This window comes from Nocardia blacklockiae (assembly GCF_015477355.1).
Lineage (GTDB): Bacteria > Actinomycetota > Actinomycetes > Mycobacteriales > Mycobacteriaceae > Nocardia > Nocardia blacklockiae.
On sequence record NZ_JADLRJ010000006.1, the window covers coordinates 66,923 to 80,877 of the forward strand.

The 13,955-nt window shown below is 70.1% G+C and carries 13 protein-coding genes; 8 read left to right on the forward strand and 5 right to left on the reverse strand.

The annotated features are described in order from the left end of the window. The first annotated feature begins 77 nt into the window (after window positions 1-77). Window positions 78-881: an SAM-dependent methyltransferase gene (locus tag IU476_RS19665; RefSeq protein WP_324194146.1), complete on the forward strand. Its 804-nt coding sequence runs from the start codon at window positions 78-80 to the stop codon at window positions 879-881. Between the two features lie 68 nt (window positions 882-949). Here IU476_RS19665 and IU476_RS19670 read toward each other — a convergent pair whose 3' ends face one another. Then, window positions 950-1,429, reverse strand: a complete 480-nt coding sequence (locus tag IU476_RS19670; protein WP_195102173.1) for an SRPBCC family protein — start codon at window positions 1,427-1,429, stop codon at window positions 950-952. 248 nt (window positions 1,430-1,677) lie between these two features. Here IU476_RS19670 and IU476_RS19675 point away from each other — a divergent pair, with 248 nt between their 5' ends. Then, window positions 1,678-2,673, forward strand: a complete 996-nt coding sequence (locus IU476_RS19675; RefSeq protein ID WP_195102175.1) for a hypothetical protein — start codon at window positions 1,678-1,680, stop codon at window positions 2,671-2,673. A gap of 45 nt (window positions 2,674-2,718) precedes the next feature. Here IU476_RS19675 and IU476_RS19680 read toward each other — a convergent pair whose 3' ends face one another. From IU476_RS19680 to IU476_RS19690, 3 genes are all read right to left on the reverse strand, one after another. Further along, window positions 2,719-3,945, reverse strand: a complete 1,227-nt coding sequence (locus IU476_RS19680) for an alpha/beta hydrolase (protein ID WP_228823968.1) — start codon at window positions 3,943-3,945, stop codon at window positions 2,719-2,721. A gap of 378 nt (window positions 3,946-4,323) precedes the next feature. Beyond that, window positions 4,324-5,328 (reverse strand): Gfo/Idh/MocA family protein, encoded by a 1,005-nt coding sequence (locus IU476_RS19685; RefSeq protein WP_195102180.1) that lies wholly within the window; start codon window positions 5,326-5,328, stop codon window positions 4,324-4,326. Next, complete coding sequence (locus tag IU476_RS19690; protein WP_228823969.1) at window positions 5,325-6,332, reverse strand: LacI family DNA-binding transcriptional regulator; 1,008 nt, start codon at window positions 6,330-6,332, stop codon at window positions 5,325-5,327. Before IU476_RS19690 ends, IU476_RS19685 begins: the two co-directional genes overlap by 4 nt. 273 nt (window positions 6,333-6,605) lie before the next feature. On the opposite strand from IU476_RS19690, the gene IU476_RS19695 reads away from it, so the two are divergent. The 6 genes from IU476_RS19695 (at window position 6,606) to iolD (ending at window position 13,224) form a co-directional block, all read left to right on the forward strand. Next, window positions 6,606-7,508, forward strand: coding sequence for a TIM barrel protein (locus IU476_RS19695; RefSeq protein WP_195102182.1), 903 nt, complete (start codon window positions 6,606-6,608; stop codon window positions 7,506-7,508). Window positions 7,509-7,640: 132 nt separating this feature from the next. Further along, entirely contained in the window at window positions 7,641-8,573 is a 933-nt protein-coding gene (locus tag IU476_RS19700) for a substrate-binding domain-containing protein (protein WP_324194147.1), read from the forward strand. Continuing rightward, complete coding sequence (locus IU476_RS19705; protein ID WP_438944045.1) at window positions 8,570-9,631, forward strand: ABC transporter permease; 1,062 nt, start codon at window positions 8,570-8,572, stop codon at window positions 9,629-9,631. The genes IU476_RS19700 and IU476_RS19705 overlap by 4 nt, the downstream gene beginning before the upstream one ends. Continuing rightward, on the forward strand, window positions 9,628-10,410 hold the full coding sequence (locus IU476_RS19710) for an ATP-binding cassette domain-containing protein (protein WP_195102188.1): 783 nt from the start codon (window positions 9,628-9,630) through the stop codon (window positions 10,408-10,410). Before IU476_RS19705 ends, IU476_RS19710 begins: the two co-directional genes overlap by 4 nt. Next, a complete protein-coding gene (iolC, locus tag IU476_RS19715; protein WP_324194148.1) occupies window positions 10,407-11,381 on the forward strand; it encodes a 5-dehydro-2-deoxygluconokinase in 975 nt (324 codons plus the stop codon). Before IU476_RS19710 ends, iolC begins: the two co-directional genes overlap by 4 nt. A gap of 13 nt (window positions 11,382-11,394) precedes the next feature. After that, window positions 11,395-13,224, forward strand: coding sequence for a 3D-(3,5/4)-trihydroxycyclohexane-1,2-dione acylhydrolase (decyclizing) (iolD, locus tag IU476_RS19720; protein ID WP_195102191.1), 1,830 nt, complete (start codon window positions 11,395-11,397; stop codon window positions 13,222-13,224). A gap of 16 nt (window positions 13,225-13,240) precedes the next feature. Here iolD and IU476_RS19725 read toward each other — a convergent pair whose 3' ends face one another. Beyond that, window positions 13,241-13,888 (reverse strand): dihydrofolate reductase family protein, encoded by a 648-nt coding sequence (locus IU476_RS19725; protein ID WP_195102193.1) that lies wholly within the window; start codon window positions 13,886-13,888, stop codon window positions 13,241-13,243. Window positions 13,889-13,955 lie beyond the last annotated feature (67 nt).

Sequence of the window (13,955 nt, forward strand, 5' to 3'; positions counted from 1 at the left end):
GGTCTCGAAGAGCGATGATGGTCGAGCCGGGCGGCTCGAGGGCGAGCGCGCGATCCGGCCGAGTGCGAGGAGGTCGCGTGGAGCGCACACCCGATTGGTCGCCCGACGACATCGATCCGGCCGTGCCCAGCTCGGCCCGCATGTACGACTACGTACTCGGCGGATTCAACAACTTCGAGGTCGACCGCAAACTCGCCGACTGGGTGTCGCAGACCATGCCGGAGGTCGCGCAGGGCGCCCGCGACAATCGCGCGTTCCTGCGGCGGGTGGTGACGTTCCTCGTCCGCGAGGCGGGAATCCGGCAGTTCCTCGACCTCGGCTCCGGCATCCCGACCGCCGGCAACGTGCACGAGATCGCGCAGCGCCTGGACCCCGACACGCGGGTCGCCTACGTCGACATCGACCCGGTCGCGGTGACCGTGTCGCAGCGACTCCTCGCCGGGGACCCGCACGCCACCGCCGTCCGCGGCGACCTCACCGACATCGCGCCGATCCTCGCCGATCCCGAAGTCCGCGGCCTGCTCGATTTCAGCCGGCCGGTCGCGGTGCTGCTGGTGTCGGTGCTGCACTTCGTGCCCGAGAGCGCCCGCCCGGCGGACATCATCGCCGAACTGCGAAAGACGTTGGCGCCGGGCAGTTCTCTGGCCATCTCGCACTTCACCCACGAAGGGCGGGAGGAGTACGCGAAACGCATCGTCGCCATGTCGCGGCAGACGCCCACCACCACGACACCGCGCACCCGCGAACAGATCGAGGAGTTGTTCGCCGGGTTCACCCTGGTCGAACCCGGTCTGGTGGACGCGGTCGAGTGGCGGCCCGAGGAACCGGAGCCGCCGACGACGCGATCGGGTTGGTACGCCGGCGTCGGCATGTTGAACTGACGCGACCAGGCCCGCTTCGGCAGCGGGCCGCGAGGCGACCGGCGTGTCGGTCCGACCAGAAGTCGCTGCTACGCCGCGGCGCGTAGGGCGCGCACCACGGGACTCCACCGCACCGGCCGGCGCACCGATCCGGTGACCGCCTGTTCCGCGCGATCGAACGCGTCCTCGACGCACGCGTCGTGCATCCACCGGATGGCGAGTGGCCAGCTCAGGCGTGCCCGGCCGCGCAGACGCAGGACCAGCAGATGTCGCAGTTCGACCATCGTGTTCCCGTCCGGCCGGACCGAGAATTCGTGGAAACCCTCGAGACCGCGTGATTCGTTGAACGCGAACCGGATTCGGCGGCCGGGCTCGTATTCCTCGACGGTGTAGCGCACGGGTCCGTGCCCGCCGACCGCACCGACGCCGAGCGGCCGGTCGAACCGCATGGGCGGCCAGCGATCTCCCGGCCAGAGTCGATCGTCCTCTCCCGCAAGGGAATCGAGGAGTGCACCGGCTTCGGTGACGCTGCCGGGGAATCGTCGAATGTGGATGTTGAGCACGGCCATTGTCGTACAGCCTTTCGGTTCGATATGAAGTGAACGCTCTAGATTGAATTAGAGCATGCCTTCCATTTCGGCGGAACCGGTCCGGTGCATGACCTGGGCCACTCCGAGATTCGGGTGAAGGCGGACGGGCGAGATTGCTAGCTGGTTGCCGATAGCTGTAGGGGGCGAGGGGTGACACTGTTCACAAATCCGCTTCCTCGCGCGAGATCGATTAGGCGTCGCGCCCCGGATCCGCTGTACCGTCGTGCATGACCTCCGAAGTGATCGCGAACGCGAACCACCCCGGTGGGACGGCGACCGCCCGGCGCACCGTGGCGGACCGGGCGCGGGTGTGGGCGGCGTTGTTCCTGGCCGCGCTACCGTCCGCGGCGGTGATGACCGTACTGCTCTACGGACTCGGGCTGGCGCTGGGATTCGCTGCGGCCGCAGTTGTTCCGGTGCTGTGGTTCCTAGTGTGCACGGCGTGGGGCGCGGTGTATTTCCGTGCTGCGGAACGGCGTTGGCCGCTGCGCCGATTCGGCCTGCGGCCGCCCACCTTCGACGAGCGAGCCGTCCTCACCGCCGCGTGGGACGACGTCGCCCGCACCGCCGGCGTCCCCGCCTCGTCGTCGTCGCTGTGGGTGCGCGAAGCCCATCGACAAGACCTACCGCCGGACCGGTTGGTATCGGTAACCGCGGGATCGCTGAACGCGTTGTCGCCCCGGGAGCTGGAGGCGGTGCTGGCCGTGAAACTGGCGCGCCGAACGCATGGTCGTGCGGCGTTCTGGCGGTTCGTGTTCCGGCGCTACAACGCGCCGGTGGTGCTGGGCGAGCAGGTGTTGCTGTCGGGTCCGGTGATCGCCGGTGAGGCGTTGGCACGGCAGGTCCCGGCGCGGAGCGCGCGCGTCTTCTCGAGTGTGTGGAATGCGGTGAGCCGGCTGCTGGTGGCCTGTCCGATCGTGGCGACGGCCACGGTGATCGTGGGGCTGCCCGCCGCGTTGCTGCTGCGTGTGGCGCCCGAGGTCGCGGTGGTCGTGCTGCTTCCGCTGGTGCGGAGCGCGGTGTTCCGAGCCGACGCGACCGTGGTCGACCTGGGCTACGGGCCGGATCTCTGTGCGGTGCTGCGAGATCGGCCGTCCCCCGGAACTCGGATGTCGGACCCGCTCTCGCTGTCGGCGTCGGTGCTCGACCCGACCTCGGACGATCGGATCGGGCGGATGCGTGACCGGCTCGATGAACTGGCCCGGCTCGGGCGGGTGGGGTGAGCGTGGTGCCCTACTCGGCGGACGGCCTGTCCCGCGGCAGAGCGACTAGCCTGCGGGGCAGTGGGAATTGGGCTGCGGGACAGTGAGGTCGAGGAGGTATCGGTCGGCTGTGCCGGTGGTGCAATCGTTTCGGCCGTAGACACCGTGGCCCCACCCGTCATAGGTGAGCAGTACCGAATTCGGTGTGTTGGCAGCGACATTCGTGGCCCACTCGTAAGGGGTCGCGGGGTCGTGCCGTGAATTCAGCAGCAGCACAGGGGGTGCGGCGGTGACGCGGGGCCGGTGGGGCGGATCGGGCGGCGGCGGCCAGTTCGAGCAGACGCTCGCGGCGATCCAGGCGAAGTGGGAGCGCAGGGTGCCTGCGTGTTGTTGCTGGTCTCGCCAGAGCTGTTCCCAGCGCGCCTGATCGGGGATGTCGAAGGACCAATCGGAGCAGGCGATCAGCTCGGGGGCGGGTGCCGCCTCGCCGCGTCGCTGCGGTGCCGGGACAGGCGCCGGTGCGGGCGGCTGATCGTGCATCGTGCGCAAGGCGTTCGCGAGACCCGGCCAGTCGGGCTGGTAGAGGGGCTGGATCGCGGTGCGGCCCAGATCGAGCGGGCCGAGCGGGGTTCCGGTCGGGCTCGACAGCTCGCCGCGGACCGCGCGTTCGTACAGTTCGTCGTAGCGCGCCGACACATCGGTGCCGTGCAGTGCGCACGTGGCGTCCCGAGCGCACCAGGAAACGAACTTCGCGAAGGCATCCCGGCCGGCGCGCGCCTCGGTGGCGAGGAAATCGGGTCCGCCGAGACTGTGATCGTCGATGCTGTCGAGCACCATGGCGCGCACCTGCCGGGGGAACTGTTCGAGATACGCCTGGCCGGACATCGTCCCGTACGACCTGCCGTAGAGGCTGATGGTGTTCTCGCCCAGCGCCTTTCGTAAGGCGTCGACGTCCCGTGCCACGCTCGCGCTGTCGAGATGGTCGAACAGCGGGCCCGTGTATTCGCGGCAGCTCTCCGCGAGTTGCCGTGCGTAGGACGCGACTTCGGACAGTCGGCCGCCCGCGTCCGGCACCAGGTTCGGCCGGGCCGCCGCCAGTCCCGCGTCGCAGCGCATCGGGTGGCTGCGTCGCACCCCGCGCGGGTCGAAGCTGACGATGTCGAAGCGGGCACGTACTTCCGGGGAGAAGCGGTCGCCGCGCAGCAGTTCGTCGACGCCCGATGTGCCGGGGCCGCCGGGTAGCGAGATCAGGGTGCCGATCCGGGCGGCGTCGCGGGTTCGCTTGCGTGCCATGGCCATATCTATCGTCGAGCCGTCCGGGTGCGACCAGTCGACCGGAACTGCGACTGTCGCGCACTCGACCTCCGCGTTCTCCGGACACGGTTGCCATGCGGGGGTCGGTGGTCGGCTCTCCGCCGGAGAGCATGCGGCCAGCCCGGCCGTCACGCTCAGCAGGGCCAGCACAACCATGAGAACGGTTCGGCGCAATCGCATGGGAGCAGCCTGTCCTGCCGGGGTACCGCCAGGCATCACCATGTGGGGGGATGTCGCCGTCCCTCCGGGGTACCGGTCGGCCGGAATCGTGCGGTCTATTGCACGGGCTGCGGTCGCGGGTCAAAGGCCGTGGGTCGCAGGCCAAGCACCACAGCCCGCCCTGTACCACCCGCCCCCTCAGCGCGTCTCGTCCACGGCAACCGGTCGTCGTTCGCGCCGCGACAATTCGCACGCCTCGGCAATGTAGAAGGCCTCCAACGCCTCTCGCGGGGTACAGGGGCTCTCGACGCGGCCGGTCACCACCTCGGTGAATACCGCCAGCTCTCGTGCGTATGCGCGACGGAAGCGCTCCATGAAACCGGGGTACGCCGAATATGGTGATGCGGAGCGACCGGGCTCGACCGAGCGCAGGGGCGCCCGATCGTCCAGCCCGACAACGACATTGCCCTTGGAGCCGAGGGCTTCCAACCGCACGTCGTATCCGGCCCCGTTGTAGCGGCTCAGCGAAACCGTCGCCAGCGCACCGTCGTCCAGCCGCAGCAGCGCCGCGGCGGTGTCCACGTCACCGGCGTCGGCGAAGAATCGCGCACCGCGATTGGCGCCCAGCACGAACACCTCGGTCACCTCGCGCCCGGTGACCCAGCGGATGATGTCGAAATCGTGCACGCCGCAATCCCGGAACAGCCCACCCGAGCGCGGGATGTAGTCCGCGGGCGGCGGGGCCGGGTCCAAAGTGGTGGCGCGCAGGGTGTGCAGCCAGCCGAGTTCGCCGGACGCGACGGCGGCCCGCGCGGCGGTGTACCCGGCATCGAAACGACGCTGGAAACCGATTTGCACTGGCACCGAAGCTTTTTCGACGTGGTCGACGACGGCGCGGGTGCCCGCGATGTGGGCGGCCACCGGCTTCTCGCAGAAGACCGGGAGGTTGCGGTCGACGGCCGCGAGCACGAGTTCGGGATGGGAGTCGGTGGCGGTGGCGACCACCAGACCCGAGATATCGGCGTCGAACAGGGCATCGACGTCGGGCGCGAAGTCGACGCCGAGCTTCGTAGCGGTGGCCCTCGCTCGTTCGGGATCGGCGTCGGCGACCACGACCCCGGCGACGTTCGGGAGGCTCTTCAGGATCTCCGCGTGCGCGCCGCCGATGCGGCCCGTGCCGGCGAGGCCCAGCCTGATGGTCATGAGGGACTCCTGTCGGTGGTCGATCGGACGACCAGCGTCGGCCGCACGCGCCGGCGCACCGGTGCGGTACGGCCGTCGCGCAACCGTTCGGCCAGCGCCGTGACCGCCAGTCGGCCGATCTCGACGCGCGGCTGGTCGATGGTGGTCAGCGAGAGGTGACGCAGCGCGGCCAGCGACGAGTTGTCGTAGCCGACGAGGGAGACGTCCCGCGGGATCCGCAGTCCCGCGTCCGCGAGCGCGGACATCGCGCCGACGGCGTTGAAGTCGTTGCCGCACACCAGTGCGGTCGGAAACGCGCTGGGAGAGAACACCTTCAGCAGCTTCTGAACCGCGGCGGCCCCGGCCGCGTCGGTGTGCTCACTCCGAATCACCATGGGCTCCAGGCCGTGTCGCTTCATGGCGGCCAGGTAGCCCCGGCGGCGCGGGGCGGCGGTGAAGGCCGCGCCCCCGTCGAAGTGCACGATCCGCCGATGCCCGAGCGACACCAGATGTTCGACGGCCAGCGCGGTACCGGCCGCGCCGTCGTCGTTGACGGTGTCGACGGTGCCGAGCGTCGAACCGCGCGACACCAGGACGACCGGACACTGCCGCGACGCCTCCCGGATGGCCGCCGCGGGCAGCACCGGAGACAGCAGAACGATCCCGCCGGGCCGGAACCCCTGCAGACTCTCGAGCGCGGCGCGTTCGCGAGAAGCGTTGCGGCACCCGGTGTTCAGGATCAACTCCAGCCCTACCTGCTGGGCCGCCGCGTCCATACCCGCCACGACATCGGCGAAGAACGGGTTGCGCAGATCCGAGACCAAGACGCCGACGAGCGCCGAGGTGCGACTGGCCAGCGAGCGCGCCATCGCGTGCGGCCGGTAACCCAGCTCCGCGGCCGCTCGCTGCACCGCGCGGCGACGGTGGTCGCTCACCTTCGGCGACCCGCGCATGACCAGCGAGACCAGCGCGCGGGAGACGCCCGCCTCGGCGGCGACGTCCTCCATGGTGGGCCGGGTCGTCATGGGTGCTCCTGGGCGCTCGAACGCGGCGGATCACGGCACGCGTGCTGGACGTTACAGCGTTCCCGATCGGCGGACAATAGAGCGCTCCAACAGCTGGAAACGCCCGGGCGGCAAGCCCTCCGGGCTGCGGGTTCGCGGCCATATCTGCAGGTAGAAGAGTGGATGGCGGACCGGCCCGGTGCCTTGACACGGAAGTGACGCAGGTTACATAGTTGGAGCGCTCCAAGAGTGTGAACGCCGCCGATCGCACACCCGACAGGCCGGAGAAGTCCGATGACCGAACCGCTGCAGCCGCTGCGAGTCGCCGCCGCGCCGATCTCCTGGGGTGTCTGCGAGGTGCCGGGCTGGGGGCACGTCCTCGACGCGGCCACCGTGCTGGGCGAGATGCGCGCGCTCGGGCTCACCGCTACCGAATTCGGGCCGCCGGGGTATCTGCCGGGGCGGCCGAGTGCCGCGCGGGAGTTGTTGGGGCGCTACGGAATCACCGCTGTCGGCGGGTTCCTGGCGCTGCCGCTGCACCGAGCGACCGGCCACGTTCGCACCGCCGCCGCGACCGCCGCGGCCTTGTTCGCCGCCACCGGCGCGGAGGTTCTGGTGCTGGCGGCCGCCACCGGCGCACACGGCTACGACCTCCGCGTGCCGCTCAGGGACCGCGAGTGGCGGATGCTCGTCGACACCGCCGCCGCCGTCCGCGATATCGCCGCCGAACACGGCCTGCGCACCGTGCTGCATCCGCACGTCGGGACGCATGTGCAGACCGGGGCGGAGGTGGAGCGGTTTTTGGCCGATTCCGACCTCGACCTCTGTCTCGACACCGGTCACCTGCTGGTCGGCGGCACCGATCCGGTGGACTGGGCGCGCGACCACGCCGACCGGATCGGGCATATTCACCTCAAGGATGTCCGAAACTCCCTCGCCGACGAGATCCGCGGCGGAACAATGGCATACGGCCGAGCCGTGCGGCAGGGGCTGTTCGCCCCGCTGGGGGAGGGGGATATCGACATCGAGGCCTTGGTGCGCTGCGTACACGATGCCGGCTACCGCGGCTGGTACGTCATCGAACAGGACACCGCGCTGCGGCCGGGCGACACCGCCGCGGCCGCGACCCGCGACACCGCCCGCAGCCTGCGCTGCCTGGCGGACATCGGCGCCGCGCTGGAGACGGCGCGAATCTAGGTTGGAGCCATGACGACGAAGTCTCGACCACCCGGCCCGGGGCCAGGGCCCAACGGTGATGAGCGGCGTGACCTGCGTGCAGTGCGTGGTGGGGTGGGCTGGTGGCGTGTACTGCCGTGGTTGGTGGTCGGGGTGGTGTTGGCTGCTTGCAGTGGGCCGGGTGCCGACGCGCCGGTGGGGGAGACCCGGGCACCGGTGGCCGCGGGGAAGCTCGAGTCCGTCGCGGTGGTTACGCACGGGACGCCCGGCGACGCGTTCTGGAATGTGGTGAAGAACGGGGCGCAGGCCGCCGGGAAGGATCTGGGGATTCGAGTCGAGTACAACTCGGCCGGGGATCCCGGTGAGCAGGCCAAGCTCGTGGACAACGCGGTGGCGCAGGGCGTCGGCGGGCTCGTGGTGTCGATGGCCAACCCGCAGGCGCTGGGCCCGTCGATCGAACGTGCTGTGACAGCGGGCATTCCGGTGGTCACCATCAACTCCGGCGAGGCCGAGAGCGCGCGGTTCGGGGCCATCGGGCACGTGGGCCAGAGCGAGCGCGCCGCGGGCGAGGCCGCGGGGCGGCGGCTGAAGGAGGCCGGAAAGTCCAAGATGCTCTGCGTGATCCACGAAGCGGGCAATGTCAGCGCCGCCGAACGCTGCGGCGGCGCGATCGGCGGCTTCGGCAATGCCACCACCCTGCAGGTCGACATCAACAACCCGACCGACGCGCAGTCCCGCATCAAAGGCGCGCTGGAGGCCGACCGTGCGATCGACGCGGTGCTGACCCTGAATTCGCAGATCGCGGCGCGGGCCGTCGCGGCGGCGGGGGAGTCCCGGTCGAGCGCTACGGTCGCCACCTTCGACCTGAATTCCGATGTGGTGGAAGCGATCCGGGCGGGCAAGCTGCTGTTCGCCGTCGACCAGCAGCAGTACGAACAGGGCTACCTGCCGGTCGTGATGTTGCAGCTGTACCGCACCAATCTCAATGCCGTCGGCGGCGGCCGGCCGGTCCAGACGGGACCGGCCTTCGTCGACTCCGGCAATGTCGACGCCATCGCCGCGCTGGTGGCGCAGGGCACCCGCTGAGTACAGGAGTGGACGAGATGAGTGCTGCCACAGCCACTTCCGACGCGGTCCCGGCGCGCGCCGCGCTGCTGAACCGGCTGGTCGTGCGGCCGGAGATCGGTTCCGCGCTGGGCGCGGTGCTGGTGTTCGTGTTCTTCTCGGTCATCACGGACAAGTTCCTGAGCCCGCTCGGCGTTGCCACCTGGCTCGACGACGCCTCCACCCTGGGCATCATGGCGGTGGCCGTGGCGCTGTTGATGATCGGCGGCGAGTTCGACCTGTCCGCCGGTGTGATGACCGCCTCGACCGCGCTGGTCACCGCGCTGCTGGCGGTCGAGGCGGGCTGGAACGTGTGGCCCGCGCTGCTGGTTTCGCTGCTGTTCGCGCTGGCTGTGGGCGCGCTCAACGGCTGGCTGGTGATGCGCACCGGCCTGCCGAGCTTCATCGTCACCCTCGGCACCTTCCTGGCGCTGCAGGGCGTGAATCTCGGCGTCACCCGCCTGGTGACCGGCACCGTGCAGGTCTCGGGCATGCGTTCGGCGTCCGGATACTCTTCGGCCGGTTGGGTTTTCGCCTCGACGACCGATCTCGGCGAGGCCCGGATCCAGGCGTCGGTGGTCTGGTGGGTCGTGCTCACCGCGATCGCCGCGCTGGTGCTGATGCGTACTCGGTTCGGCAACTGGGTCTTCGCTGTCGGCGGGGCGCCGGACAGCGCCCGCGCCGTCGGCGTGCCCGCGGTGCGGACGAAGATCCTGCTGTTCATGACCACCGCCGCCGCCGGCTGGGTGGTCGGCTCCTGCAACATCCTGCGCTTCGCGAGCGTGCAGGCCAATCAGGGTGTGGGACTGGAGTTCCAGTACATCATCGCCGCCGTCGTCGGCGGGTGTCTGCTCACCGGCGGGTTCGGCTCGGTGCTCGGAGCCGCGATCGGCGCGTTGATCTTCGGCATGGCGCGGCAGGGAATCGTGTTCGCGCGCTGGGACAGCGACTGGTTCATGTTGTTCCTCGGCGTCCTGCTGCTCTCGGCGGTGCTGGTCAACAACGCGTTCAAGAAGCGGGCGGAAAGGGTGCGGCGATGACGGTTCCGCTGATCGAAACCCGCGGCGTCGGAAAGAGTTACGGCGGCGTGGTGGCACTGCGCGACGTGTCGACGGTGGTGAATGCCGGTGAGGTCACGTGCGTGCTCGGCGACAACGGCGCGGGCAAGTCCACGCTGATCAAGATCCTCGCGGGGGTGCACCGCCACGACACGGGCGAACTGCTGGTCGCCGGTGAGCCGACCGTATTCGGTTCTCCCCGTGCGGCTCTGGACGCGGGGATCGCCACCGTGTACCAGGACCTGGCCGTGGTGCCGCTGATGAGCGTGTGGCGCAATTTCGTGCTCGGTTCCGAGCCCACGATCGGGGCCGGGCCCTTCCGGCTGCTGGATCGGCGCAAGGGCACCGACATCGCCCGGAAGGCGCTGGCGGAGATGGGGATCGAGCTGCGCGACCTGGAGCAGCCGGTGGGGACGCTGTCCGGCGGGCAGCGCCAGTGCGTCGCCATCGCCCGCGCGGTGCACTACGGCGCGAAGGTGCTGATCCTCGACGAGCCGACCGCGGCGCTGGGCGTCAAGCAGTCCGGGATCGTGCTGCGCTACGTGGTACAAGCCCGCGACCGGGGTCTCGGCGTCGTGCTCATCACCCACAATCCGCATCACGCCTATCCTGTCGGCGATCGGTTCCTGCTGCTGAAGCGAGGCAGTGTCCTGGGCTCCTACGAGAAGTCCGACATCGACCTGCCCGAGCTGACCCGTCAGATGGCCGGCGGCGCGGAACTCGAAGCGCTACAGCACGAATTGGAGCGGACGGAGCCGTGACCGGGACGGCGGAGCCGCTGGAGGTGCTGACGGTAGGACGGGTCGGAGTCGACCTGTACCCGCAGCAGAGCGGCGTGCCGCTGGCCGAGGTGCGGACGTTCGAGAAGTTCCTCGGCGGCACCGCGACCAATGTGGCGGTGGCCGCCGCCCGGCTCGGTCGGCGCAGCGCGGTGCTGACCAAAGTGGGGCCGGACGGGTTCGGCGACTTCGTGCGCACAGCGCTCACCGGTTTCGGCGTCTCGCCCCGCTACGTGTCGACCGCGCCGGGCTTGCAGACGCCCGTGGTGTTCTGTGCCTTGCGGCCGCCGGCCGATCCGCCGCTGGTGTTCTACCGCGCGCCGATCGCGCCCGATCTGACGATCACCGCCGACGAGGTGCCCTGGGACGTGGTGGAAACCGTTCCGCTGCTGTGGGTTACGGGGACGGGCGTGAGCGCCGAGTCCGCCCGCTCCACGCAGCACGCGATCCTGGAGCGGCGGGCGCGGTCCGGCCACACCGTGCTCGACCTCGACTACCGGCCGATGTTCTGGCCCGACGCCGCCACCGCGGCCCGCGCGATCGGCGCGCTGCTCGAGCACGTGAACGTGGTGGTGGGCAACCGATCCGAGGCCGAAGTGGTGGTCGGCACCGCCGATCCGGACGAGGCAGCCGATCGCCTGCTGGACCGCGGAGTGCGGCTGGCAGTGATCAAATGCGGCTCCGAGGGCGTACTGGCCGCCACCGGAGACGGGCGCTGGACGGTCCCGGCCTGCCGCGTCGACGTGGTGTGCGGGCTCGGCGCGGGCGACGGCTTCGGCGGAGCACTCGTACACGGCCTACTGTCCGGCTGGCAACCCGACCGCATCGCGGCCTATGCCAACGCGGCCGGGGCAGTGGTGGTTTCGCGCCTGGCATGCGCCGACGCCATGCCGACCCCGGCCGAAATCGAGGCCATGCTGTGCGGTGAGTGTGCGGCCTCGCAGCGAGGGTGAAGGGTTGTTGGATATGAGGCTCACTACCGCACAAGCACTTGTCGCCTGGCTGATAGCGCAGCACTCCGAGACTCTCGACGGTCGCGAAGTGCCGTTGTTCCCGGCGGTTTTCGCGATCTTCGGGCACGGCAATGTGCTGGGCCTAGGTACCGCGCTGGAGGAGCGTCGGGACATTCTGCCGGTCTGGCGTGGTCACACGGAGCAGGGCATGGCGCTGGCGGCGGTGGGACTGGCCAAGGCGACCCATCGGCGACAGGTGGGTGTGGCCACCTCGTCCATCGGGCCCGGGGCACTGAACATGGTCACGGCGGCAGGGGTGGCACACGCGAATCGCCTTCCGCTGCTATTGCTTCCGGGTGACACCTTCGCCGGCCGCGCGCCGGATCCGGTCTTGCAGCAGGTCGAGAATTTCGGCGACGCCACCGTCACCGCGAACGACGCGTTCCGGGCCGTCAGCCGCTACTTCGACCGCATCACCCGCCCCGAACAGCTGATCTCCACGCTGCCGCAGGTGGCCCGCGTCCTCACCGCCGACGTCGGTCCGGTGACACTCGCGCTGCCACAGGACGTTCAGGCCGAGACTTACGACTTCCCGCCCGCACTGTTCCAGCCGGTTGTGCATCCACTCGTCCGGCCGCGTCCGGATCGCGGCCTGCTCGCACGGGCGGCGCGAGCCTTGACCGCCGCCGCCCGGCCGCTGCTGGTACTCGGCGGCGGGGTCCGCTACTCCGGCGCCGGTGGGCGCGCGCTGGAATTCGCTCAGCAGCACGGTATTCCGGTCACCGAGACCACGGCGGGGCGCACGCTGGTGCCGCACGACCACCCGCTGTACGCCGGGCCGCTGGGCATCACCGGTTCCGCGTCGGCGAATGGCGTTGCGGCCGAGGCCGATCTGGTACTCGCGGTCGGTACCCGTTTGCAGGACTTCACCACTGCCTCGTGGACGGTGTTCGGTCCCGACGCCGATGTGGTCAGCGTCAACACGGCCGCCTTCGACGCTGTCAAGCACGGTGCGCTCGCCGTCGTCGGCGATGCCGAAGCGGCCCTGGACGAGCTGTCCCCGCACCTGGCCGGCTGGCACGCCGACCGCGCCTGGAGCGCCAGGGCCGCGGCCGTCCGCGCGCAGTGGGACGACTACATCGGCACACTGCGCGAGCCCACGGCCGGTGTGCCGAGTTACGCCCAGATCGTCGGCGCGGTCAACGATCTCAGCGAAGCCACCGACTACGTGATGACCGCGTCCGGCGGCCTGCCCGGGGAACTGGTCGGCGGCTGGCGCGCGGTCGGCGGCGAGCCGACCATGGACGTCGAGTACGGATTCTCCTGCATGGGTTACGAACTCGCCGGGGCGTGGGGCGCGGCCATGGCCCACCGCCGCGGCCTGGTGACCACGCTGCTCGGCGACGGCTCCTACCTGATGCTCAACTCCGAGTTGTTCTCCGCCGCCTTCGCCGGTCACCCGCTGGTGGCGGTGGTGTGCGACAACGACGGCTACGCGGTGATCGCGCGGCTGCAGGAAGGCCAGGGCGGCAACGCCTTCAACAACCGGTACGACGACTGCCGCTCCAATCACGCCGAGCCGCCGCGGGTCGACTTCGCCGCGCACGCGCGGTCCCTCGGCTGCGCCGTGTTCACCGCGACCGACCTCGCCGAGTTCCGGTCCGCCTACGCCGAGGCCCGCACCGCGGCGCTCGCCGAGTCCCGCCCGGCGGTGGTCGTGGTGCGCACCCGGCCCGCGTCTTGGACGGAGACGGGCGCGTGGTGGGAAGTCGGTGTGCCGGAACACCTTTCCGGGCGGGCGAACTACGACGAGGCCAAGCCGCGGCAGGTGCGGTACCTCTGAGCCGCGGGCGCTCCGATCAGCGTTCCGCCTTCGTGAACCGGACGTGGGTGACCCGCTCGCTCGACACCAGCTGGGTGCACTCGTACCCGGGCAGCGTCCCGAGGCCGTCGAAGATCCGTTCGCCCCCACCGAGCAGGATCGGCACCACCGCCAAGTGCAGGTCATCGACCAATTGCTCCTGGAGGTACTGCCGCACGGTGGCCGCCCCACCGCCGAGCCGCACGTCCTTGCCCGCCGCGGCCTCGAACGCGCGGTCCAGCACAGCTCGGGGAGAGTCGTCTACGAAGTGGAAGGTGGTGCCGCCCTCCATCTTCAGCGACGGGCGCGGGTGATGGGTGAGGACGAAGACGTCGTGGTGGTACGGCGGGTTCGGGCCCCACCAGCCGGTCCAGGTGTGATCGGGCCACTCGCCGCGCACCGGGCCGAACATGTTGCGGCCCATGATCGTCGCGCCGATGTTCTGCTCACCGGCGTAGCCGAAATCGTTGTCGACGCCGGTCGACCCGCCCGGTTCTCCCGTCATCTCCCGGCCGAATCGGGTCTCGAAGATCCACTCGTGCAGTTGTTCGCCGCCGATCCCGAGCGGGTTGTCGCGGCCCTGATCGGGTCCGGCCAGGTAGCCGTCCAGGGAGATCGACAGGTTGTGGGCACGCAATGCGGGCATGAAACTCACCTCAAACTGGTTGTGTTTTGCAATCGGTAGATACGATAACGCAAGCAGTTGTAGACTG

What these genes read in the sequence shown, in the direction of transcription:
- IU476_RS19690 (WP_228823969.1), bottom strand. Translation starts at nt 6,332, where the DNA reads ATGACGACCCGGCCCACCATGGAGGACGTCGCCGCCGAGGCGGGCGTC.
- iolD (WP_195102191.1), top strand. Translation starts at nt 11,395, where the DNA reads ATGAGGCTCACTACCGCACAAGCACTTGTCGCCTGGCTGATAGCGCAG.
- IU476_RS19710 (WP_195102188.1), top strand. Translation starts at nt 9,628, where the DNA reads ATGACGGTTCCGCTGATCGAAACCCGCGGCGTCGGAAAGAGTTACGGC.
- IU476_RS19680 (WP_228823968.1), bottom strand. Translation starts at nt 3,945, where the DNA reads ATGGCACGCAAGCGAACCCGCGACGCCGCCCGGATCGGCACCCTGATC.
- IU476_RS19670 (WP_195102173.1), bottom strand. Translation starts at nt 1,429, where the DNA reads ATGGCCGTGCTCAACATCCACATTCGACGATTCCCCGGCAGCGTCACC.
- IU476_RS19725 (WP_195102193.1), bottom strand. Translation starts at nt 13,888, where the DNA reads ATGCCCGCATTGCGTGCCCACAACCTGTCGATCTCCCTGGACGGCTAC.
- IU476_RS19685 (WP_195102180.1), bottom strand. Translation starts at nt 5,328, where the DNA reads ATGACCATCAGGCTGGGCCTCGCCGGCACGGGCCGCATCGGCGGCGCG.
- IU476_RS19675 (WP_195102175.1), top strand. Translation starts at nt 1,678, where the DNA reads ATGACCTCCGAAGTGATCGCGAACGCGAACCACCCCGGTGGGACGGCG.
- IU476_RS19695 (WP_195102182.1), top strand. Translation starts at nt 6,606, where the DNA reads ATGACCGAACCGCTGCAGCCGCTGCGAGTCGCCGCCGCGCCGATCTCC.